General features: G+C 43.9%; 16 protein-coding genes. 5 read left to right on the plus strand and 11 right to left on the minus strand.

Translation table 11 applies throughout. The features are described 5' to 3' along the window. Positions 1-50: 50 nt before the first annotated feature. A complete protein-coding gene (locus AC0VYE_RS33475; protein ID WP_475445155.1) occupies positions 51-971 on the plus strand; it encodes a LysR family transcriptional regulator in 921 nt (306 codons plus the stop codon). Here AC0VYE_RS33475 and AC0VYE_RS33480 read toward each other — a convergent pair. The 3 genes from AC0VYE_RS33480 to AC0VYE_RS33490 form a co-directional block, all read right to left on the minus strand. Beyond that, positions 955-2,277: a D-arabinono-1,4-lactone oxidase gene (locus AC0VYE_RS33480; RefSeq protein WP_475445156.1), complete on the minus strand. Its 1,323-nt coding sequence runs from the start codon at positions 2,275-2,277 to the stop codon at positions 955-957. The two genes, AC0VYE_RS33475 and AC0VYE_RS33480, sit on opposite strands and share 17 nt — an antisense overlap. Further along, complete coding sequence (locus AC0VYE_RS33485) at positions 2,265-3,596, minus strand: amino acid deaminase/aldolase (RefSeq protein ID WP_475445158.1); 1,332 nt, start codon at positions 3,594-3,596, stop codon at positions 2,265-2,267. Before AC0VYE_RS33485 ends, AC0VYE_RS33480 begins: the two co-directional genes overlap by 13 nt. Before the next feature lie 70 nt (positions 3,597-3,666). After that, positions 3,667-4,524 carry a class II fructose-bisphosphate aldolase gene (locus AC0VYE_RS33490; RefSeq protein WP_054025684.1) on the minus strand — a complete coding sequence of 286 codons (858 nt, stop codon included), beginning with the start codon at positions 4,522-4,524 and terminating at the stop codon, positions 3,667-3,669. A 411-nt stretch (positions 4,525-4,935) separates the two neighbouring features. Here AC0VYE_RS33490 and AC0VYE_RS33495 point away from each other — a divergent pair, with 411 nt between their 5' ends. Continuing rightward, entirely contained in the window at positions 4,936-9,792 is a 4,857-nt protein-coding gene (locus AC0VYE_RS33495; RefSeq protein WP_475445160.1) for an S-layer homology domain-containing protein, read from the plus strand. A 309-nt stretch (positions 9,793-10,101) separates the two neighbouring features. Further along, the gene (locus AC0VYE_RS33500; RefSeq protein ID WP_475445162.1) at positions 10,102-11,148 is read left to right on the plus strand and encodes a bifunctional transcriptional activator/DNA repair enzyme AdaA; all 1,047 of its coding nucleotides are present in this window, start codon (positions 10,102-10,104) and stop codon (positions 11,146-11,148) included. Between the two features lie 108 nt (positions 11,149-11,256). Here AC0VYE_RS33500 and AC0VYE_RS33505 read toward each other — a convergent pair whose 3' ends face one another. Beyond that, positions 11,257-11,556: a hypothetical protein gene (locus AC0VYE_RS33505; RefSeq protein WP_339205687.1), complete on the minus strand. Its 300-nt coding sequence runs from the start codon at positions 11,554-11,556 to the stop codon at positions 11,257-11,259. A 901-nt stretch (positions 11,557-12,457) separates the two neighbouring features. On the opposite strand from AC0VYE_RS33505, the gene AC0VYE_RS33510 reads away from it, so the two are divergent. Continuing rightward, a complete protein-coding gene (locus AC0VYE_RS33510; RefSeq protein WP_475445164.1) occupies positions 12,458-14,104 on the plus strand; it encodes a glycoside hydrolase family 19 protein in 1,647 nt (548 codons plus the stop codon). A gap of 363 nt (positions 14,105-14,467) precedes the next feature. Here AC0VYE_RS33510 and AC0VYE_RS33515 read toward each other — a convergent pair whose 3' ends face one another. The 7 genes from AC0VYE_RS33515 to AC0VYE_RS33545 all read right to left on the minus strand — a co-directional run bounded on the left by AC0VYE_RS33515 (position 14,468) and on the right by AC0VYE_RS33545 (position 21,953). Beyond that, on the minus strand, positions 14,468-15,607 hold the full coding sequence (locus AC0VYE_RS33515; protein WP_475445165.1) for an efflux RND transporter periplasmic adaptor subunit: 1,140 nt from the start codon (positions 15,605-15,607) through the stop codon (positions 14,468-14,470). Between the two features lie 21 nt (positions 15,608-15,628). Then, entirely contained in the window at positions 15,629-16,462 is an 834-nt protein-coding gene (locus AC0VYE_RS33520) for a carbohydrate ABC transporter permease (protein WP_475449817.1), read from the minus strand. Positions 16,463-16,514: 52 nt separating this feature from the next. Further along, positions 16,515-17,411: a carbohydrate ABC transporter permease gene (locus AC0VYE_RS33525; protein WP_475445167.1), complete on the minus strand. Its 897-nt coding sequence runs from the start codon at positions 17,409-17,411 to the stop codon at positions 16,515-16,517. Beyond that, positions 17,404-18,804 carry an ABC transporter substrate-binding protein gene (locus AC0VYE_RS33530; protein ID WP_475445168.1) on the minus strand — a complete coding sequence of 467 codons (1,401 nt, stop codon included), beginning with the start codon at positions 18,802-18,804 and terminating at the stop codon, positions 17,404-17,406. Before AC0VYE_RS33530 ends, AC0VYE_RS33525 begins: the two co-directional genes overlap by 8 nt. A gap of 284 nt (positions 18,805-19,088) precedes the next feature. Then, positions 19,089-19,856, minus strand: coding sequence for a hypothetical protein (locus tag AC0VYE_RS33535; RefSeq protein WP_475445170.1), 768 nt, complete (start codon positions 19,854-19,856; stop codon positions 19,089-19,091). Continuing rightward, positions 19,853-21,292 (minus strand): sensor histidine kinase, encoded by a 1,440-nt coding sequence (locus AC0VYE_RS33540; protein WP_475445172.1) that lies wholly within the window; start codon positions 21,290-21,292, stop codon positions 19,853-19,855. The genes AC0VYE_RS33535 and AC0VYE_RS33540 overlap by 4 nt, the downstream gene beginning before the upstream one ends. A 4-nt stretch (positions 21,293-21,296) precedes the next feature. Further along, complete coding sequence (locus AC0VYE_RS33545; RefSeq protein WP_076266487.1) at positions 21,297-21,953, minus strand: response regulator transcription factor; 657 nt, start codon at positions 21,951-21,953, stop codon at positions 21,297-21,299. Positions 21,954-22,118: 165 nt separating this feature from the next. Here AC0VYE_RS33545 and AC0VYE_RS33550 point away from each other — a divergent pair, with 165 nt between their 5' ends. After that, a complete protein-coding gene (locus tag AC0VYE_RS33550; protein ID WP_475445174.1) occupies positions 22,119-22,826 on the plus strand; it encodes a hypothetical protein in 708 nt (235 codons plus the stop codon). Positions 22,827-22,835 lie beyond the last annotated feature (9 nt).

The raw sequence follows: 22,835 nt of genomic DNA on the forward strand, positions 1-22,835 counted from the left end.
CAAATTGAATTATACTTAAGAAAAACTAAAACAAGGGAGATAGGTCATTCATGAATATCGAAAAGCTGGAGTATCTTGTTGAAGTTGTAAAAACAGGGTCGATCTCGACTGCCGCTCAAAATCTTCATGTGACCGTATCGGCTATTAGCCAGGCGATTTCAAGCCTAGAATCAGAATGGGGGGTTGTCATTCTAAAACGATCTCGGTCAGGAGCAGTACCAACAGCTGAAGGTATTGTCATTATAAAAAAGGTGTATGAAGTTCTTAACAAGTACAAAGAGCTAGTCGAGACCACACAGGGCTATTCTAATTCTGTACAAGGCCATTTGCGATTCGCCACCATTCCCGGCCACGCTTTTCTGATTGAGAATGCCGTCATGGATTTTAAAAAGGATTATCCGAAAATACGAATGGAAATTTTCGAGAAGGGCTCTCAGGAAATTATCGACGACATTCTGCATAATCGAGCTGACTTGGGTTTTATTATATTGTTTGAGAATCGCCTTGTTGAAAATATCGGACTGTCCATTGAACGCTTGATGAGTGTAAAGATGGTTGCTGCAGTAAGCACACAGTCTCCATTGGCGCTTAACAAAACGATTACGCCAGAGGAAATTATGCAGCAAACGATCGTCTTGTATAATGATGATTATGTGAAATGGTTTATGGATGACTTTCAAGCCAAATATGGCGCGGTGGATATTTTGTTTACGACAAACAACCCGAATTCGATTGGCAGGGCACTCCTAAATCATCATGCCGTAACCATCGGCCTTGATTACTCTTTTGTGAGTGATTTGTCCATTATTCGGGATCAATCGGTCATTTTGGAGCTCGATTTAACAGGCCAAGGTGCTGTTTATTTAGGCCTTATTCAGCCTGAAGGACATCACTCCACTCCGATCTCAAAGAGCTTTATTACCCGGCTTAAACATGATCTAGCGGATGTAAAAGCTAATTTTGAGTCGTAAACAACTCCCGCAAATAAGGACTCATGAACAAATCATGTGGGTCCATTTGCTTTCTTATTTCGGCAAATTCCTGCCACATCGGATAGCGCTTTATTAAATTGGCAGCTTTGAGCGTATGCATTTTACCCCAGTGGGGTCTGCCTTCATACCGAAGAAAGATTTGCTCCATCACTTCAAAATAACGTTTGTACGGCATGCCTTTATACATATGGACTGCTATATAGGCAGAATCGCGGCCATACGCAGGACTAAGCCAGATTTCATCAGCCGCCACATATCGGCACTCAATAGGGAAATGAACATAGAATCGCTCACGTTCCATTGCTTCTCGCATTTCACGAATGACCGACGTCATGGCTTCTTTCGGCAAGCTGTATTCCATTTCATAAAAACGGACGGTTCTTTCTGTCGCAAATATGCGGTGGCTATAGTTCGCTTTCGTCGCAACGGGTACACTTGATGCACTTAACCTGCTTATGGCAGCACTTGCAGTGGGGATCATCTTACAAAGCCCTGATAGTAAGCCAAACAATGTGTTTTCAATTAGCTTTTCATTTACATATTCAATCCATTTGTTCGTAGGTATGGGCGCATCCGTCTCATTCATCAGTTTGACCTGACAAGTCTCCGCATATGGAAACCAAAAAAACTCAAAATGCCGGTTATCCCCTACAAGATTCGGCAATTGCGTCAAGCAGTCCGTCAAAGCCATACGTTTGCTCTCATAGGAAAGTACATAAGAGCTCCTTAAACGGAGCTTTATCTGAACGATAATGCCTAATGTGCCTAATGAAACCTGTAATGCTCGAAATACAGCCGGATGTGACTGCAGCGTATATTCCATCACTTCTCCTAAGCCATTTACGACCGTTATGCCAATCACCTGTGTAGCTATACTTCCTAAGCGCAGCCCTGATCCGTGAGTTCCTGTACTAATCGCACCTGCAATCGACTGAACATCTATATCGCCTAGATTTTCCTGCGCCAGTCCTTCCTCATGCAACAGCTCGCCTAACCGCTTCAGCTTCGTTCCTGCCCAGACGACAGCCGTCTGCTCGTCAGCATTTACGCTCACCACTCCTTGCAGCTCGTCAAGCGATACAAGCACCTGATCAGAAGCAGCAACCGCCGTAAAAGAGTGCGCTGACCCTACAACGCGCAAATATTTGCCTTTCTTCAAACACTCATGACGAACGATTGCCACTACTTCATCTATCGTCTTCGGATGCCGAATAAGCTCAGGAGCGGCAGTGACTGACCCCGACCAATTTGTCCAGCTATTCCGATTCGCTGTCATAGGAAACATTCCCCTTCTCCGCGGTAGGTTAAGTACTCGTCAACGATGCCTTCCCCAGTTATCGCATACAGCTTTGGAAACCGTTCGCATAATTCCCCAGCCTTCGCATGCCGGAAAAAGATTGGATCTCCTAACTCGAGAGCCAAACCGCTCGGACAACGAAGCGGCGTCTGCACCTCACCGGCGCCTTCTAACGAAATCAACGTTAAGCCTTCCGGCAAATGCGGCTGCGGCGCTTTTTCCGCGCTAACAGCACCTGAAGCGGTGTAACCCCCGCCCAAGCAGGTTACCATATCTAATCTAGGCTTCCGCACGATTTCCACCGCATATCCGGCAGCAGGAAAATACTGAAAATCAGCATAATGATCGAACAGCGTAGGACAATAAAAACCGGAGCCTACGGTGATTTCCGTTACTCCCTGCTCCAGTTTAGAGCTGCTTATACTCCCAGTGCCTCCAGCGTTTACAAAGCGCAGTTCCGCGCCTAACGCGTGAATACCTTGCAGCACTTCCTCACGCCTTTCAGCTACTTCTCGAATTGAACGCCGCTTCAGCTGACGGATGAATAAATTTTTTAACCACTGTCCCGAGACCTGGTCCCCTACCCCAGCAATTTGCGCCTCGTACCCCATTACACCGTCCAGCCTTACCCATTTGGATTGCATAATCCTCTCGGCAATCGGCTTAGCCAGTGGCCATGTGGTTACCGGAGATCTCCATATGCCAAAATGCAGTCCTGGATAGTTTGCAGACATATCAATATCCAGACAAACGGCTGCCTGTACGCCAGTGGCCGCTGCAAGCCGCTCGATATGCTCCACATGCTGAATGGAATCAACCATAAACACGACCGTACGGCCACTAGCTGCAGCTTCTAACAGAATTGAAATTTCGCGCGGCTCCCAAGCGGGATAACCAAGCAGCAAATCATCAAAGCCATGCTTCAGCAGAAAAGCCGCCTCTCTTGCCGTATAACACATGACACCTTGATACACTTTGTCTGAATGAAGAATACGTCGAAGAACCTCCACAGACCTTATCGATTTACTTGCGACTCGAATTTTTTTGTCACCCGCCGCAGCCGCAATGGCTCTGCTATTCGCATCCAATAAATCAAGATTTACATAAGCAAAAGGCTTCGCTGTCTGCGCAAAAATCCTTTTATATTGCTCATAGTGAGGGAGCTCGATAGGCCATTCTCCATTCTGTTTAAGCATGTTTATTTTTACATTATATTCCTCGTTTCTAATTGAAATCCTTTTTATTTGCTGGCGCTTAGCTTGGCGGGAACGTGAGCAGCCTTGCGTTTGCCGCAAATCCGATAACAAAAAAAGAGCTGCCCTTCTCCCGCCAGCGGCGTTTGAAAGACAGCTCTTTTTTGTATATTCGAAAATGATCTTACGCTTTGTTGGATGAACCAAACTCACGCATTTTGCCCATAACTGTTTGTTTGATTCCTTCGCGACCTGGAGCAAGGAATTTACGCGGATCGAAAGCTTCGGAATCTGCGCTCAACACTTCACGAACGATTTTTGTGAATGTGATTTGGTTTTCTGTATTTACGTTGATTTTCGCTGTTCCTAGCGAAATTGATCTTTTGATGTGCTCAGTTGGGATACCTGTGCCGCCATGCAATACTAGTGGCAATTTGATTGTTTGGCAAATTTCTTCCATTTCTTTGAAGCCTAGGTTTGGTTCACCTTTGTAAGGACCGTGAACGGAACCAAGTGCAGGAGCAAGGCAGTCAATACCAGTACGTTGTACTAGCTCGAAGCACTCCTTAGGATCTGCATAAATAACGCCTTCAGCTATTACATCGTCTTCTTGTCCGCCAACTGTACCTAGCTCAGCTTCAACAGAAACGCCGCGCTCGTGCGCGTATGCAACAACCTCTTGAGTCGTTTTTACGTTTTCTTCAAATGGTGAGTGTGAAGCATCGATCATAACGGATGTAAATCCAGCATCGATCGCAGCTTTACATTTTTCAAAGCTGGAACCGTGATCCAAGTGGATCGCAACAGGAACTGTAATTTTCATTTCTTCAATTAGTGATTTCACGATTGCAGTTACAACTGTGAAACCTCCCATGTAACGAGCTGCGCCTTCAGAAACGCCAAGGATAACCGGGGATTGCTCTTCTTGAGCAGCGCCTAGAATGGCTTGTGTCCACTCCAAGTTGTTGATGTTGTATTGACCAACTGCATAGCCTTCTTTTAACGCTTTGTTCAACATTTCTTTCATCGATACCAATGCCATATTAAAATCCTCCTTAGAGTTTAACTAACTATTTTTAATCATGTAAATGCCTGATTATATTGTGACAATTATCACTAATGCATAGTCAGGACCATTAACATTCTGAATACCCGATACTTCTTTATCAATCACCCAACTATTGTACATCTTTATCCTTTAATAAATCAACTTATTTTGCCCCTAAATAACGAACACTTCCCAGCTGCAATCGCTTACACATAGGTTTTTCATCATTTTTTTCTCGAAAATAATATAGTGAGGCAATAAAGTAAATTTTATTCATGATTTACAAGTGCTGATCAACATATCAAGGGATGTTTAGAGTTTGTCCAGAATCGAATGGTACAATTAGGAAAGTTCTAATTAGCATATTTTTTTACAAATTGTTGACAACAACCAGGAGGAAAAATCATGCATGTTGATCATCTACACAAAGATTCATTTTTTAGAAGGATTTTATTAGTTGTTACTTCCTTTATTTTGGTATTTGCGGCTGCACCAATAACGCCTGTGCTGGCGGATTCCGAGCCTGACTCGCTTCCAATCTATGTGGGTTGGCAAAAGTTTACTCATACTGGTCCTACTGCAGTTGTATCTAATGATGCGACCAGAGTGTTGAGCTTCCCGGTTAACCCGGGCCGAAATAACAACGCAACAACAGCAGACGGAAGATTAAGAGTAGTGCCGGTAACGAATGATTCGAGCGGAATTGTCGTTCGAACAAATAAGATTAAGCTTGACGGCGGTTTTAGCACTTATTTTGTCATGCATTTGAATGGGAGCACTTCGTTAAATAATTTAAACTTTCCGGGACCCGCTGATGGTCTAACTTTTATTATTCAGGATAATCCGACTCCTGTTCTAGGCGGTGTAGGCGAAGGCGTAGGTTATGCCGGTATTCCAAACTCCGTAGGAGTAGAGTTCGATACGTGGAAAAACATCGGACCTCATAAGGGAATTCAATACAATGACCCCAACACCCCTTTTAATCGCTTAAATCAATATCATCCGGTAACGAATCCAAACGGCCCTACTGCCGATCATGTCGCTATTGTAATGAATGGCAACAACCATCATCAACAGGGCAGCGGCGATGTTATTGATAATTTGCAAGGCGCTAATTTCCGTTTGTACGATTACGGCGCAAGCAATGCTTACGTTCATGTTTGGGTTGATTATGACGAGAACGGCAATCTTACCACTACCTATGGTTTAAGTAATAATCGAACGAATGCGAATAACAGATCACTGACTCGTAATGTCGGCACATCCCTTATGAACAAAGAGGTATATGTAGGCTTTGGCGCGAGTACAGGGGGAGCCAACTCCCATCATGATATTCTGGCATGGTATTTCAAAAACTCCTACGTTGACGGAGGACTAAAACCCGACGGAAATTACAAACAAGGACCAAGTGCAGTTACAATCAATAAAGTATTATCCACAGGTGTTGGAACACAGACGGGTATTGATATCAAGGTCAACGGCATTAGCAAAAGTGATAACTTGCCTAATGAACAGGTTGATATTTATGTTAACAATCAATTAGTAGATGGCGAGTACAGTACAAATAGTGAGGGCGTGCTTGTTTATACCTTTGATGATTCGAGTCATCTGCAGGCCGGTACTAACAATATTACCGTAGTCACCCGTAACGGAGGCACTTCTGCGAGCAGCTCAGCGATTATGACTGAGGCGCCTGTAGCAGATAACATCGTATTGTCCTATACGGCTAAAGGTAATGTTATGATTACTGGCGTTCCGAATGGAGTAGCCGTAACCCTATATGACGACAATCATGAAGTCATTGCAACCTCGTCAATTGCAACGAACGGAACGGCCCACTTGACATTGACCGACGAAGGCAAGGATATACTAGCTGGCGCCAGCCAGATTGATATTTCATATGCAAAAAGTGGTGAAGTAGCCAGCAACGTAACAGCAGTATCTCCTATTTTACGGAGCAGTGCGCCTGAAAAAGAGAATATCACTACGAATGTACCCAAAAACACAGTAACCGTTAAAGACGTCCCACCGGGCTCGACTGTTAAAGTGTATGGTGACGATGACGAGCTCATCGGTACAGCGACTAACAACGGCGATGAAGAAACAGAAGTGGTAGTCACTATTGATCCGCCAACCAAGCTTCAAGAAGGTGACATCATTGAGGTTACAATTACAGAAGAAGACGGCAAGCCAGAAAGCGAACGAGTAACAAGCATAGCGAAGCTGGAGAGCGACCCGTTGGACGAGAAAAAAATCACAACAAACGCAACGAACAATACGGTAACGATTAAAGACGTACCGCCAGGTACAACCATCAACGTTTATGACAAGAACGGCGAGGTTATTGGAACAGCTACTAACACTGGCACGGAAGCAGATATCGTAGTTGAAATTAAAGAACCGCATACGCTTGTGGCAGGAGACAACATTAAAGTTACAGTTACAGAGACAGGCAAGCTCGAAAGCGAGCCAGTGTCTAGCGAAGCGAAGCTGGACAGCGTGCTTGACACAAATAACGTTAAAACGAACGCAACAAACAATACCGTAACCGTCAAGGATGTACCGCCGGGTGCAACCATTCTAGTATACGACGAGAATGGTGATGTTATCGGTAAGGCTACAAATACAGGCACATCAAAAACAGCCGTTGTCGTTACTATTGAATCTACAAACGCGCTTGCTGAAGGCGATATTGTAAAAGTTACGATCACAGAAGACGGTCATCTTGAAAGTAAACCGATATCGAGCGAAGCAAAAACGGAAAGCGCTCCGCTTGAGAGCAACAATGTGGAAACAAACGCAACGAAAAACGCAGTAACCGTTAAAGACGTACCACCAGGTGCAACTATCAACGTATATGACAAGAACGGCGATGTTATTGGTACAGTTACAAACACGGATACGTCCATAGCTACCGTTGTAGTTAACATTGAAGCCCCGCATGTACTTGGGGAGGGAGACTTGGTTAAGGTTGCAATTGCAGAAGTTGGAAAGCTGGAAAGCCCATCCACTTCTAGCACAGCAAAAATAGATAGTGCCTCACCAGAAAGTTCAATGGTTAAAGCAAGTGTATCGACTGGCAGCGTTAAGGTAGTAGAGGTGCCTGCTGGGGCGACCATTATTGTATACGACGAGAATGGTACAGAGTTGAAACGCGCGGTAAATGCCGGAGAAGAGACGGGAACCGTGGTCATCGAAGGACTTGACCTTGAGCCTGGAACCAAAATTCAAGTGACATTAACGGAAAAAGACAGATATGAAAGCAAGCCCTTGCTTATAACGGTCGAATTCACGACAGACGAAGCAATTGATGATGCACTGAGGGCTCTGCAGATCGGTTACCAAGCAAACGATACATGGGAGAGTGTTACGCTTCCTGTACTCATTGTAACAACAGGGGCAAATGAAACGATGATCGATTGGGCTTCCAACAAGCCAAGTGCAATTGAAATTTCATTGCCTGAGAATGGATCAATTAAGACACTTGTTCATCGTCATGCAAAGGATGAGAGTGTTATACTCACCGCTTCCGTTTCTAAAAATGGTGTAACGAAAACCCGCACATTCCTGTTAATTGTCAAAGCCGAGAACCTAACAAAGACAACAATCGAGAATTATCGACAAGTCCCTGTTGTTGGCGGCTCAGACAACGAGGTGAGTGAGCCGGTTGGCATTAATCGTGTTATGTTGTCAAACGGAGTAAAAATTGACAAAGCCATTTTTGATCCGGCAGCAGCAGCAAGGTTTATTAATGATCTTAGAACAAAAAACGGAGTATCAACTGTACTTGTTGATGAGGTTGCAGGAGACGAGCCAGGTGAGATTGCTGTCGAAATTCCTGGACAATCTATAAGACTGTTAAACACAAACCAAAATACGTTGGATATACGTACAGAATATGCAACTATATCCATTGCTGCAAACGTTATTGACCAAATGGCAGATCGTTATCTTGACTTGTTTTTCCGCTTAATTCCAGTAAAAGATGCTGGTCATCAATCGGAATTAAATACCAGCATTGTGAATGAGACAGTTGTCAGAGCAGCAGCTGGAAGCCGAAATGTTGCAGTGATCGGCTCCTCGTTGGAAATTGAAACAAACTATCGCGATTACACAACAACACTGTTCTTACCATTTGCAAAGAACGGAATCACCGTGCCTGCAAGCAACTACGACAGCTTTATAGATTCGCTGCGAATCTTTGTAGAGCATAGCGATGGAGAAAAAGTAGTAATGAAACCTGCCATTGTGTACAGCGGTGACACTCCAATTGGGCTAGAGATTGAAATTGACAAGTTTAGCATTTTCTCCGTTATTCAGTTAACAGAACGGTCGACAGGTGAAAGCACCGTCATACCCGCTCAGCCTGTGACGGAGCAAGTAAAGAAGACCACCATCGATCCAAAAGCGGGAACCATTGTTCTTGATCTAGTTGATGGCAGCGGTAAGGCGGACACATCAGGCTTTATAGTAAAAATTAGTGGCCAGGCAGTGGAAATAAAAGACGTTAGAATGGATGGCAATCAAGTTATTATTCAGCTGAAGAATCCTATTCCCGTTGGTTATGGAGCAACCGTATCTTATAAGCCGGGCAGCGGCTTCACAGGCACTTTGAAGTCTTTCACTGACCTGAACATTGCAAACCCTGGCCATCATAATGCTTATATTAAAGGCTTCCCTGATGGCACATTCCGCCCGAATAACACGATCACGAGAGCGGAGATGTCGGCTTTACTAGCACGCAACAAAAATTTACCTAATGTTTATGAATACCAAAAGCTCTACCCGGATGTTGCAAAAGGCTTCTGGGCCGCAGCTAACATCGAGCAGCTACAAGATATTGGATTAATGATTGGCGATAAGCAGGGCAACTTCCGGCCAAATGACCGCATAACGAGAGCCGAAATGGCAATGATTGCGGCCAAATGGTTAAATGCTGATCTTAACGGTCCATTCACGAACACATTTGAGGACGTATCTGATCAGCATTGGGCTGCAGCAGCTATTGCCGCTGTAAACAAAGCGGGGGTTATGATCGGTTTTGAAGATGGCTCGTTCGGTCTGAAGGAATATGTAACACGTGCGCAAGCAGTTACCATTATGAACCGTTTGCTAGGAAGAGGACCGCTTACAGGCGTGACAACACCATCTTGGCCGGATGCGACTTCTGCTCACTGGGCATTCGAGCATATTGAAGAAGCTTCAAAAGATCACTATTATACGTATCTTTCGGATGGTAAAGAGCTTTTATTTAAGCAATAGCACCATCCTGCCGCTATTGAAGTGGATTCATGCTCGACAATTTATTCATACTCAAAAGCCAAGAAAATGCTGGGTTATAACTAGCATATTTCTTGGCTTTTCTCTTACTGCGCAATCAACATGAAGGACTGTAAAGCCGTGTCAAAGCCAAGATAAGCGTCATCCGTTGTTGGATTGCATTCTGGTAATCAGATTACGAACTTCATCTGAGTACATGCGAATCAAAAAAATAAATGCCTGATTTTCGGCTACGTTATATTTCTGAAGGCTCTATAATAAGAGCATAATCTAAGATTAGGGCGTGCATACATGGTACCTGCAGAGCGTAACGAAGAATACTACAGGGCATTATTAGAGAAAAGAACGGAGTATGAAGGCGTATTTTATGTAGGCGTCAAAACGACTGGCGTGTTCTGTCGTCCAACTTGCCCGGCACGAAAGCCTAAATTTGAAAACTGCGAATTTTATGAGACGGCACAACAAGCGCTGCTTGCCTCCTATCGGCCATGCCAAAGATGCCGTCCGCTTTCCCACCCAAACCATGTATCGGAGGTTGTTCGCCAGCTTGTTGCTGCCGTTGAGGAAAATCCTGAAAAACGATGGAAGGAACAAGATTTCAAAAACCTTTCGGTTGATGAATCAACGGCGCGCCGTCAGTTCAAGAAGCGATTTGGCATGACGTTTGTTGAATATGCTCGCGCCCGCCGCATGGGACTTGCCTTGAAGAACATTAGATCGGGTCAAACGATCATTGATACTCAGCTATCTGCTGGTTATGAATCCAGCAGCGGTTTCAGAGATGCTTTCTCGCGAATTATGGGGGCCGCGCCTACATTAGTAGAGAATAGTAAGGTTCTGAAAGCTTCTTGGATCGATACAAGGCTTGGGCCGATGATTGCGATTGGGGATGAGAGTGCACTTTATCTTCTTGAATTTGTTGATCGGCGAGGGCTAGAGCGCGAAGTAGAAAGGCTTCGTCAACGGACAAAATCCGCCATCATTCCAGGTGTCACGGAACCGATCCAATCGATTGAAAGTGAATTGACCCGTTATTTTGATGGAAAACTGACCGAATTCAAAACCCCTGTCTCGTTGCTTGGATCACCTTTTCAAAAGAGCGTATGGGAGCAATTAATGAAAATTCCGCCGGGCGAAACACGTTCCTATTCAGACATCGCCGCCGCACTCGGTAAACCATCCGCCTATCGTGCTGTCGCTCAGGCCAATGGCGCAAATCAGCTCGCGATTATGATTCCTTGCCATCGAGTCATCAACTCAAATGGTGATTTAGGCGGCTACGGCGGTGGATTAACACGTAAAAACTGGCTATTATATCACGAGAAACAAGGAAAATAATATGACATTGGAAGAAGTGCGCTGTCCGTGCATAACCAACCGTACTTTTAAAATGAAAGACCGATCCCAGCGTTCTACACGAAGCTGAGATCGGTCTTTCATGACGGATTATCCTATAAGCTTATCCTTTTCTACAACCGTTACTTCAAGACCGCCAAACTTTGTCGCTAGCTTACTATAGATAAAGGCACTTAACATCCCAATCAAGCCGTAAACAAAAATAAGTATAACGGGCATAATAATATAAGGAATTCCTGCTGCCAGTAAGCCTGGCTTGCCAATAGCGAGTCCAATAATTGCGACTAAAAAGCCTAAAGCAACCATAATAGATAATGGAATAATAGCAAAATATAATGTCGCTTTAAAAGCACTCTTCGGCCCTATTTTTATAATTTCTAATTTTTTCATAGCACTTCCCCCTCCTTTTAATTTTATTTTTGATATATTTCCCACAATAACATAATGTTACATTATTTTCTTTTTATTTTTATTAAATTCTTGCAAATTTTCTTAAAGCTGCCCCTCACCAAATACTTCAGCCCGATACTTCTTAGGCGTTACGCCCAAAGCTCCTCACCGACAGCACCAACTAGTTTGGGAGCCTCCGTCGCATCAAGCAGTCAAATTAACTTGAGCTGGAACGCTTCCTCGGATAATGTGGGCGTGTGTTTTCTATTCGGGCGCCAGCGGCACTTCCGGCAGCCGCATCGTTTTGAAGGGTTGTGACCCAGCTAATCCCACTATATTGCAAGGACCCGCTACCAATGATGGTTCTTACGGCATTCATTTAACAGGCGACTATTGGGAAATTCGCGATATTAAAGTAACAAGAGCACAAAAGGGGATCATAGAAGTTCACCCTATATTAATAGCTTATAAAAAAAAGCAGCCTCTTTGTCGCTTTAATATGCGACGGTTTGTGACTTGCTAAATTTAGAGCAAGTCTTTTCGTTAATGATTATCAACGAAACTAGGGGGTTATCTGGCAATGGCCTGAGCTTACTTTTTGACCGCTTCTATACGGCAGATAGCACAAGGTCTACCCTAGGACCTTGGCTTGGCCTTTCTATCGCTGCACCAGACACCGAATAAATCGATCAAAGCCCCAGTACAATTGCACTGGGGTATTTTTGTATTATTTTACATAAAAATATTAATATCTCATAAATTTATCCCTAAAAATAGTTCGAATGTTGTAACAATCGACACGAACAAACAAAATAATATAGTTATTACCGTCTATATATTAAATTTTTGGAAGATTATATACTTGTTGTTGAAATTAACAAAATAGTTTAGGAGGATGTCTATGAAACGCAAACTGATAAGCAGAAAGCTCATCCGCATAAGCGTCATTGTATTATCCACTTTGTTATTATTGGCTCAATTGGAAGCGGTGTCAAAAACCGTGTCCGCCAATGCTGCTCAGCAGCAAGCTGCATTAACGGCCTCACCGTGGGTGTCCACCCAAGTGTATTTAACCGGCGATGAAGTGAGCTACAATAACAACAACTATCGAGCCAAATGGTGGACACAAGGCGATGTACCCGGTGCTGGCGCTCCATCGAGCTCACCATGGCTGCTGCTTGCGCCAGGTACGGGCGGGGGCAACCAAGATCCAACTCCGCCTACAGCTCCAACGAATCTTGCCTCGCCAGGAAAAACCGCTAATTCAGTCACATTAACTTGGAATGCTGCAACAGACAACATTGCTGTAACTGGTTACGATATTTACCGCGGCACTACAAAAGTTGGTTCCACAAACGCCTCCACATTAACTTACACCGATACTGGCTTGCAGCCTGACACTTCGTATATCTACTCTGTATCCTCAAAAGACAGCTCCAGCAACACAACAGCAAGTACGGCCATCACCATAAAAACCTCTCTTGCCGAACTAAATGTCGGACAAAGCCGCGTTCTAACCGATGAACAAATTACAGCACAATGGGGCGGAATTGATCCTCAATATTCACCAGCAAACGCAGCGGCAGCCGTACAAGCCGCACTGCCAAAAACAGAATATGAAGCACTGTTCCCGATGCGTATTGGTACACCTGCATGGCACACTTTCGCTGCTAGCAAAACGTATTATAAACCTGGTCAAGTCGACTATTATTCTTATGACAACCTAATCGCTGCAGTAACAGACGTTGCAAACATTAAGTACAAGCTTGAATACCGCCAAGGTGCTACATGGAACAACCGTGTATTCCGCTTGAACAAAACAACGAAAACAGAAACACTCATTTCTCAAAATGCAGATTTCAACGCTTCATGGAATTTGACCGTACCGGTCATCTCTAAAACGGTTGATTTTGGCACATTTATTAAAGAAGGTTCCGCTGTAAACCGCAAGCGCGAGCTGGCAGCCTTCCTCGCCAATATTGCGCATGAAACAGGCGGAGGCTGGGCGACAGCACCTGGCGGCGAGCTGAGCTGGGGACTATTTTGGAATGAAGAAGTCGCTTATATTAATTCCACAAACACAGGGTACATTCAAAGCCATGCCGAATTCCCTCCAGTTCCAGGCAAGTCGTATCACGGACGTGGACCGATTCAGCTTAGCTGGAACTACAATTACGGACTTATTAGCGGAATTATTTATGGCACTCAGAACACATTGCTCCAACAACCTGAATTAATCGTAAACGACGGCAAGCTAGGCTTTATGACAGCTATCTTATTTTGGATGACTCCACAACCGCCGAAACCTTCTGCACATGATGTAATGGTCGGCAACTGGACACCATCTGCGTCAGACATTGCCAAAGGGTTAACACCTGCTGGGTTTGGTGTAACCATTATGATTATTAACGGCAACTTTGAAGGAAACAAAGACGAGACGGACTACCGAGTCGGTCGCCGTGTTGGTCATTACCGTGACATTACGACAAGAATGGGCATCAGTATAACTGGCGAGAAAATCAATACAATTGGGATGAGCCCGTTCTAAAATTACATTAACTCCTATCAAGTTTAATAGCCATTGATGCAGCTGAAAAGACAGAAACAGCAGCCCCTACATGAGAAGGGCTGCTGTTTTAAGTTAAATGCAGGCATCTATCCTGCGAAATCCAGGCCACAGCTCTATCGCACTGCCGCACCCATTCACTTAAAGCTGTCGTTTTTCCGTATCCAGCCTGCGCAGAAACAAGCGTTAGCTTGGCTTCCATCCCCGCATTAAGCTTATGTATCAACCGCGGCCTAGATACTAAAAAATGATGCACGTGGGGGATGTGAAGTTTTATACTTACAATTAATGAAAGTCCCTCCGTATACATGTTGCAATAGATCGAGTAAAGCTCCTGCTTCCTACCTAGTGAACGCGAACCTTGTCACCATCCTGAAGCGGATCTCCGCTCTCGAATACAATGGACTGCTGTTCGAACAGCCCATCTGTAACGGCAGATTGTGTATCATTTGAATCAACGACTGTAATGTACGCTTTGCGAACGTAAAAGGCGTTGCCTAATGGTCCACTCCTCTCCTCCATGGCAAACACATATTTTTTGTCTCCCTCATCGTGAATCGCTTTACTCGGTACCAGAATGACATCATCTGTCTTCTGAGTCAGCATAACCTCGGCACGCTCTCCCCCCTGCAATTGATTATCCTTTATCGCAACAAGCAATTTCTTCATTGCCGTATGTGAGGCTGTGCTTCCGCCTTCACCTGCTGGGCTAAGAGCATCAGTGTCTTGAATTTCCACTAGGCTGCCCTCGATTTGTCTAGCCTGAGTGCCGCTCAATTGAACATCAAGCTTCGCTCCTTTTTCCAGAGGAGCCGCTGCAGCCTCGGGAACTAGAATTTCAAATTCAAAGCCAAGGCTCGTGTTGGCGATCATAACAGCAGGTCCTCCTTCGGATGAAGCCAAACCCTCGACCGCGCCAACCTTGGTTACAATCCCGTCAAAAGGCGCAACCAGTGTGCTCGTTTCTGCCAAATTCTCTTGCAGCTTCTGAATTCTCCGCTGCTGCATATCCCTATCTATCTCGTTTACCTTCAGCGCATGTTTGGCGCTTTCGACGCTCTTGTCATCTCCGCTTTGCGAGGCTTCGACATAGCTTTGCTGCAGCTCTTTATCGAGGAGCTGCAGTTTACTAAGAGCGGCCTGCTCATCTAGTATTTGATTTTTTGCAGCCTTCTGGTCATAAACAATCAATACCAGCCCTTTCTTAACAGGCTCTCCTTCCTTAACATTCACTTTGTTTACCCTTATCCCAGGCTCACCCGACAAAGCCGTTTGCACCCGCCATTTCACAATACCGCTGCCTTGAAAGTCATGATTAAGTTCACCTCGGTTTGGCGTGACTAACACGACCTTGGGTAAGGTTAAGGACATTAGCGTATTGCTAAACAGCGTAAATCCGATTAACAGCCCCATAAACAAGCCAAACAGAAGGCGAATTTTTCTTTTGCGTCCAGGCACTGCTTGGCCAGCTAGTTGTAATTCCATTAAAATCCCTCCGTGAATGGGCTAACCTTTAATTCCCGATAGCTGAACACCCTCAACAAAGTAAGACTCTGCATATAAAAATAACAGCACCATCGGAGTCATATACAAAACGGAGGCAGCGAAAGCAACGCCCCTTGCACCCTCGCTAATACGCGATAAATAGAGTGACAACGGCTGCTTGAATGTGTCCTCAAGAAATATAAGCGGCTGCTCAACCATGTTCCAATTATCAACAAATAACAAAACAATTAAAGCGGCGATTCCCGGCTTGACGAGCGGTACAATGATTTGATAAAAAATGGTTGCATGCCCTGCCCCATCTATTTTTGCTGCTTCAACGTACGTATATGGAATATGCATCATGAACTGCCTGAGCATAAACACGCCAAAAGCGCTGAATATCCCCGGAAGTATAATGGCGGAAGTTGTATTCATGAGCCCCAGCTTATCCGCAATAATATAATTGGGCACTAACGTCACTTGAAATGGCATAAGCATGGTCATCAAATATACGACAAACAGCTTATCCCTCCCCCAAAACCGCAGCTTGGCAAATGCATAAGCGGCTAGAGAAGCGATCATCACTTGCAGAACAATGATGGGTACAACAATAAACACGGAATTCCAAAACATATGGAGAAACATCGGTTTATGAACCAATACCTCCGCATATTGACCGAATGATACCCAATCTGGGATCAGCTTTAAATTGATATATCCGTCTTTTTCCCCTGCCGCAATATTAACCATCTTGCCAATGAGATTGTAGTTATAGTCAATTTCAGTCTCTGTCATGAATGAGTTGGAAAATGTAACAACAATGGGGAATAGCATTGCCGCAGCAAGCCCCCCCATGATAACTGACAACACAAGCTTTTTAAATAATGGCAATCCTTTCACCACCCTTTCACCCATCCATGGAATTCCGAAAACGCCGTTCGATGGAAAGCATGACCATTACAAAAGCAAGAATACAGCCTACCATTAGAACTGCAGCGGCTGTCAGCTTCTGTACATCAAGGGATAAAAACATATTATTCATATAATGCTGCAGCATATAGATGCGGTCATGAGGATAGTTGCCTGCGATCAGATACGTTTCACGAAATACTTTAAACGAATTAATAATAGAGATAAGGACGACAAAAAACAGGGTCGGAGTCAAATAAACGAGCGTAATATGAATCCATTTATGGAAAATGCCCGCACCCTCGATATCCGCAGTCTCATAATAGTCTTTAGGAATGCTTTGGAGCCCCGCCAAAAATAATATGATGTTGTACCCGATGTTTTTCCACGTATATACGATGGCTAACACACCGATTGACCATTCCGACTTCATCCAATCTATTCGATCCAGATGCAAGCTCTGCATCCAAGCATTCAATGTCCCATTCCAGTCGAACATGATTTGCCATATCATCACAATAGAGGCGACAGGCACGACAAGCGGCAGTACAAAGGCGGTCTGCAGCCAATTTCGAATAAACAGCTTTTGATTCAGCAAATGCGCAAACAACAAAGACAGAGCAATAATAAGCGGTACACTAACACCAGTGAACAGAAATGTATTGGCTGCCGCTTTCCTAAAGGATGCGCTGGCCTGCAAATCCTTGTAATTGTCCAAACCAACAAATGAGCCGTTAACGGTACTATCCTGAAAGGAATACACAAATCCCATGGCAAACGGGACAAGATAAAATAAGGAAAAACCAATCAGGCTCGGTGCCAAAAAACAGGCTGCCGCAGCACCATCCTTGCGCAGCAGCCTGATCAGAACAATTTTGATGCTTTTCCTATTCATTTAAAACAGTCGTCACTCTATTTTGAATTAGCTTTGCCACGGCTTCAGGCGTTTTCTGTCCGGCGAAATAAGCTAAGGACTCTTCTCTTACAATGTCATCAATATGAGTATTGTTGAACTGAACCGAATATTTGGCTCCAGTAAGGAATTTATCGAGATCATCAATATCCTTTTGGGTAATTTCAAACACTTTGCCTTTCATCGGTCCGATCGGTTGAATAGACTCAACCGTCCCTTTTTTTAATACATCCTGGACGACCCTGCTGTATGAAGCTTTACTGAGTGGGAAGCCAGCACTGCCTGCTCGATGCTGCATTTCATCAGAGTGCATAAATTTCAAGAAATCCCATGCCTCCTCTTTTACAGAAGACTTTGCGTTTATGCCCAGCGTTTGATACGTTCTGAAGGAGCCGCCTGCCTGCTGACCGCTTGCGATCGGCTTTAAGTATAGTTTTGTCTTGTGGGATAGACCTTCTGTCAAAAACTCGCTTTGTTTTATCTCACGAATATAATCGTCAGGCGAGTTAATTTGGGTGTCTCTAAATATAGGAAAGCCTTTATCTCCACTCATAATTTTGTCATCGAACACGGATTTTACTTCTTTCAGCAAATCAGTAAAGGCAGCAGAGTCAAAATTAGCCTTCCCGCTCTCCTTATCCACAAACGTCCCATATTGATCATTAACCAGCTGCGTAATCATATATTCCGGCTGACTTGTGCCTAATACCGATTGATTTTCATCTGTATGCTTGACGAGTTCTCTAGCCGTTTCTATAAACTGAGTCCAGTTCCAATGGCTGTCGTCAATCTTAACGCCACTTTTCTCGATCAACGTATTATTGCCGAAAAGACCATAAATAAAAAAGCCAAGCGGCATCCCATATAATCCTCCGTTCACTTTCATTCCGTCTAAAATATTGCCAAAATACTGTTCCTTCTTAAATGTTGGGTCCTTATCGATCATCTCACTCATATTGACCAGCAGCTGTTTTTTTATATAATCCCCTGATGGCAGCTGGTCCATCTCAATCAGGTCAGGCCCTTTACCGGATAACAAAGCCGTACCTGTCGTTTTGATAAACTTCTCCAAATTGACTTCTAAATCCGCATCCTCTGTATCGATGTATTTGAGATCAATGGTGATATTGGGATGCTTGGCTTCATATTTCTTTTTGGCTTCTACAAAGAAATCGTTCTGAAAAAAAGTCGAGAACACAATCGTTTTTTTCTCATTGCTGTTTTTCGGTTCAACCGTTTCTTCCTTAGGCGGATTTGTACTGGCCTGCCCCTCGTTAGGTGTCTGCGTACCTCCTGAATTTCCGCCTGCAGCAGAGCTGCATGCAGATACAACCATCATCATTATCGTCAACAAAATGAACAATGCTTTTTTCATAGGTTCTCTTCCTTTCAATTGCTATCATTGTCTACTGCTTGCACTTTTATCGTTCCGAGGCATTACTTCATCAGTATAGTGACTGGATATATGATAAGTGAGATAGAGTTGTATTGAAGTTGTAAAATATAAAAATGCAAGCAAAAACGCCTTCGGCGTCCTTTAGACGCTGAAGTAGCTTTGACGGTGAAATATAAGCCCTTTATAAGCTAACAAACTTATAAATTCTTATATTTCAAAAAAGCCAATTGCACATGCAATTGGCTCTCTTCATCTCACTCTATTTACAGTCTAGAATAGTAACTTAACAACGCCATAACGTCCTTGCTAAACCCGACAACCTTATTTTGCCTCACATTCACCGTGACACAATATTTCAGCTTCTCATCTTCCTTACTCGTATAAAACAATTCCACAACGCTGTCCCAGCGGGTAATGTCCTCATTCAGCGACAATTCAGATAAAGGGTAACTTCCTTCTATATCGATAAACGCATTTGCGAGAGCAATGATTTTCTCTCGTTCACTTTGACTGCTGGAGGAAGGGGCCCGCACGACGCCCACTTCGGAAAGTCTAATCACATCACCGTCTTTGGCGTTCAGCACGATGTCATATACTTCACTAGGATCAGACAATCTAGTCAGCGTTATATAATACAAGCCGCCAGAAATGTCATCCAGTTCTGTTTGATAATCCAGCTTGGCCTCAGCGCCCTGTTCACTCACCTGCGCCCTTTCCGGTCTGGGGTTAGTTCCATACTCCGCTTCATTTAGCAGCTCTCTAAATTTATGCTGGTCAATAGCCATCAGCTCAAATTGCAGCTCATCAATCGTTAGACTCTTTTCCAAATACTTATTGACTGCATTCAAACTAAGCGTCTTCACCGCCTCTTGGGACAGAACACCCTCGTATTCCACATCGTTGCTGCCCGTTTCTTTCGTTATTTTTTTAACCATTACCGTATCTTTGGGGGTCCTATCCAATACGTTTCCGCACCCCGTCGAAATGATTGCGAGCGCTGCGAGCACCATAACCAGAATGAGCTTGTTCATTCCTTAATCCCGCCTTTCGGATGACCCGGAGTGAACACAACTTCTACGGTTGTGCCCTGATTTTCATTGCTTGCAATATGGATTGCAGCATGATGTACGCCTGCAATACTTTGACATATCGCAAGCCCTAGACCTGCTCCGTTACTGCTTCTTGTTCTAGACTTGTCCGCCATATAAAAAGGTTCAAATATTTTGTCCTGATGTTCCTTGGCAATGCCGATACCCTCGTCCTGTACCTGCAAAATATATTGATTTCCGCGCCACAGAGCACGCAGTATAATGGTTTGCTGCGGGGCTGAAGCTTTCAGCGCATTATCTACAAGATTGGAGATCAACACCTTTATCAAATCCTTCTCCACCAGCAGCTCGCACGGTTCGCATTCCACGATCATTCCCACATGCTTCTCGCTCGCCATTACACTAAGCGTTGGCTTTAATTCAGCGAAAATCGCCCCTAAATCGTGCAGCTCCATCTGAAAATCGTCCTCCTGCAGCAAAATCAGGTTCATGAGCTTTAATGACAACGACTCTAGACGCTTTCCTTCCGAATAAATGACATTCAAACTATCCATAAACATTTCCTCGTTATATTTGGTTGTCCTCATAAAATTGGCGTAGGCAATAATGGAAGTCAAAGGCGTCTTCAATTCATGAGTAAAATTGTTGATGAACCGCTGTTTCTCTTCATTATTTCGCTCGAGAATCGTAATTTTGTCCTCAACAACAGCAGCCATATCATTGAAATTTTGAGCCAGCATGCCAATTTCATCCTTTGATTTTATCCGGACGCGCTCCGAGAAATCGCCTTGTGCAATAACCTGCGCGGTCTGGCTAAGCCGATCAATCGACCTCGTCAGCCCTCGGCTTACAAAAAACATAATCAGCATATAGAGGAAGCAGGCAGCCACATCTACTTTGGCAAAAAACTGATATTGATCCACGCGGTCCTGATACACAGAAGTAACATCGATCATATAGGTGAAAACATAGCTTTTATGGTTTATATTCGCAATATTTGATGTGAACAGTATCGTTCGCTGATCGATATCCCGCAAAATATAACTAATTTCGTCTACGGCCAGCTTGTCCAGTTCCTCACGCTGCTTTGGGATTTGAAAATCGGTATTGTTAAAGACTGACCGATTTTTCTCGTCTCTAATATCTAAATAAACGAGCTGCTCGTTATTTTTACCAACAAATTCGTTCGCAATTCTCGTTAATACCGTTTTTTCGTAATCAATGGAGTCATAGATTCGAAGGATGGGTACAATCGCATCGACGCTGGAATGGATGCTCATGTTCTGGCTTAAAGCGTTGTTGATTTCCTGCTTAAGCATTCGATTATGGCTCCGCTCAATCACCATAATAGAGGCAGCGTTAAAAATAATGATGAAAACTAGAATAGAGAAGACATAAATTTTTTGCCAAAATTTCATCCTCTTAATCCTCCAGCCGATAACCGAGTTTATAAATCGTCTTGATGTAATCCTGCAGCTCTAGCTTCTTGCGCAGCGATTTAATATGCATATCGACCGTTCTCGTCTCGCCATAATAGTCGCCGCCCCATACCTTACTAATGAACTGCTCTCTCGAGAGGGCAATGTTCTTATTTTTCAGCAAAACAACAAGCAATTCATATTCCTTCGGCGTCAGCTCGACTACTTCCCCTTGACTGGTTACTTCTCGTTTATCCATATTGACTGTAATAGATTGAAATTGTAATACACTTTCTTCTTTGCCGTATCTTCGCAATACCGTCTCTATGCGGGCAAGCAGCTCGATAGCCTCGAAAGGCTTAACCATGTAATCATCGGCTCCCAGTTTCAATCCATTCACTTTATCGTAGACAGAGTTTTTGGCCGTCAAAAAAATAACCGGTATCTGATACGGCTTAATTCGTTCCATCAGCGCAAATCCATCCAAATGAGGGATCATCACATCCAGCAATATAAGATCAACCTTTTCCCGCTGAAGCAGCTCCAGCGCTGCCAAGCCGTCATAAACCTCCGCCGTATCGTAATTCACAAGGTTGAGATTCATTTTAATAATTTTGGATATATGAATATCATCTTCAACAATCAAGATCTTTTTTTTCATTTCCCGAATCTCCTAACACGTATCCTTAATGTATCGCTCTTAATGCTACGATAACGAAGCAACGTTAAAGATGCAATGAATTAACTTATTTTGTTCTCTTCCAACACTTTTAAATGTCATACGTTATATTTAGTGTAATTAGAAAATGATGGGAGCGTGAAGCGTATGGAAAACGTGCAGCAAGCTAATGTTCAAGAAAGAGCTTTGGAGAATATGGGTCTTCTCGATTTGACTGGAGTGAAAGCTGAGGACTTGGCTAATGTGACCTCCATTAGCAACATTGGTATCATAATTGCCCCAGAATCACTATCTAGTGCTTTGAATCGCATACCCCAGCAAAATATTGGATGCGTTTGTTTAGTCCCTTCTACGGCAGGCAAAGTGAAAATCTTGTCCGGGCAAGTTTCATTGGGAGGCGAGTTTTTTGCCAACAGCAATGGCGCTCCTGAGGATATTGTTGTCATTGCGGGGCAAGCGGTCATCACTTCACCAGTGGAGAAGATCGGGTTTCAAGATGTGATTTTAGCTGGACAGCTGATACTGCCTAAAGGGAGCGAGGTCGTATTAGGAAGCACCATATCGCGCATGCTCGGTCAAATCATTTATTATTCCAATACGTCCTCCAATGTGCGGTTATTTCTAGGAGATGACACGTTCTCCAACAGCTTCTTTGAATTCGTTGAGGAAAAAATGTGCATGGTGCTGATTGGAAATTTTGAAATGGATGAGGATGTTCAACTCGAATTAATTAAAAGCAAAGTTTCCGAGATTGTAGTCATCGGCGATATAACAGCTTCGAAAGCAATTGTACCTCTACTCCAGTATCTTGCCATTTCAAAAACAGGAACGATCAAAACCAGAGATAATGAATGAGAAACAAGC

It is taken from the genome of Pristimantibacillus sp. Z349TD_6 (assembly GCF_056173205.1).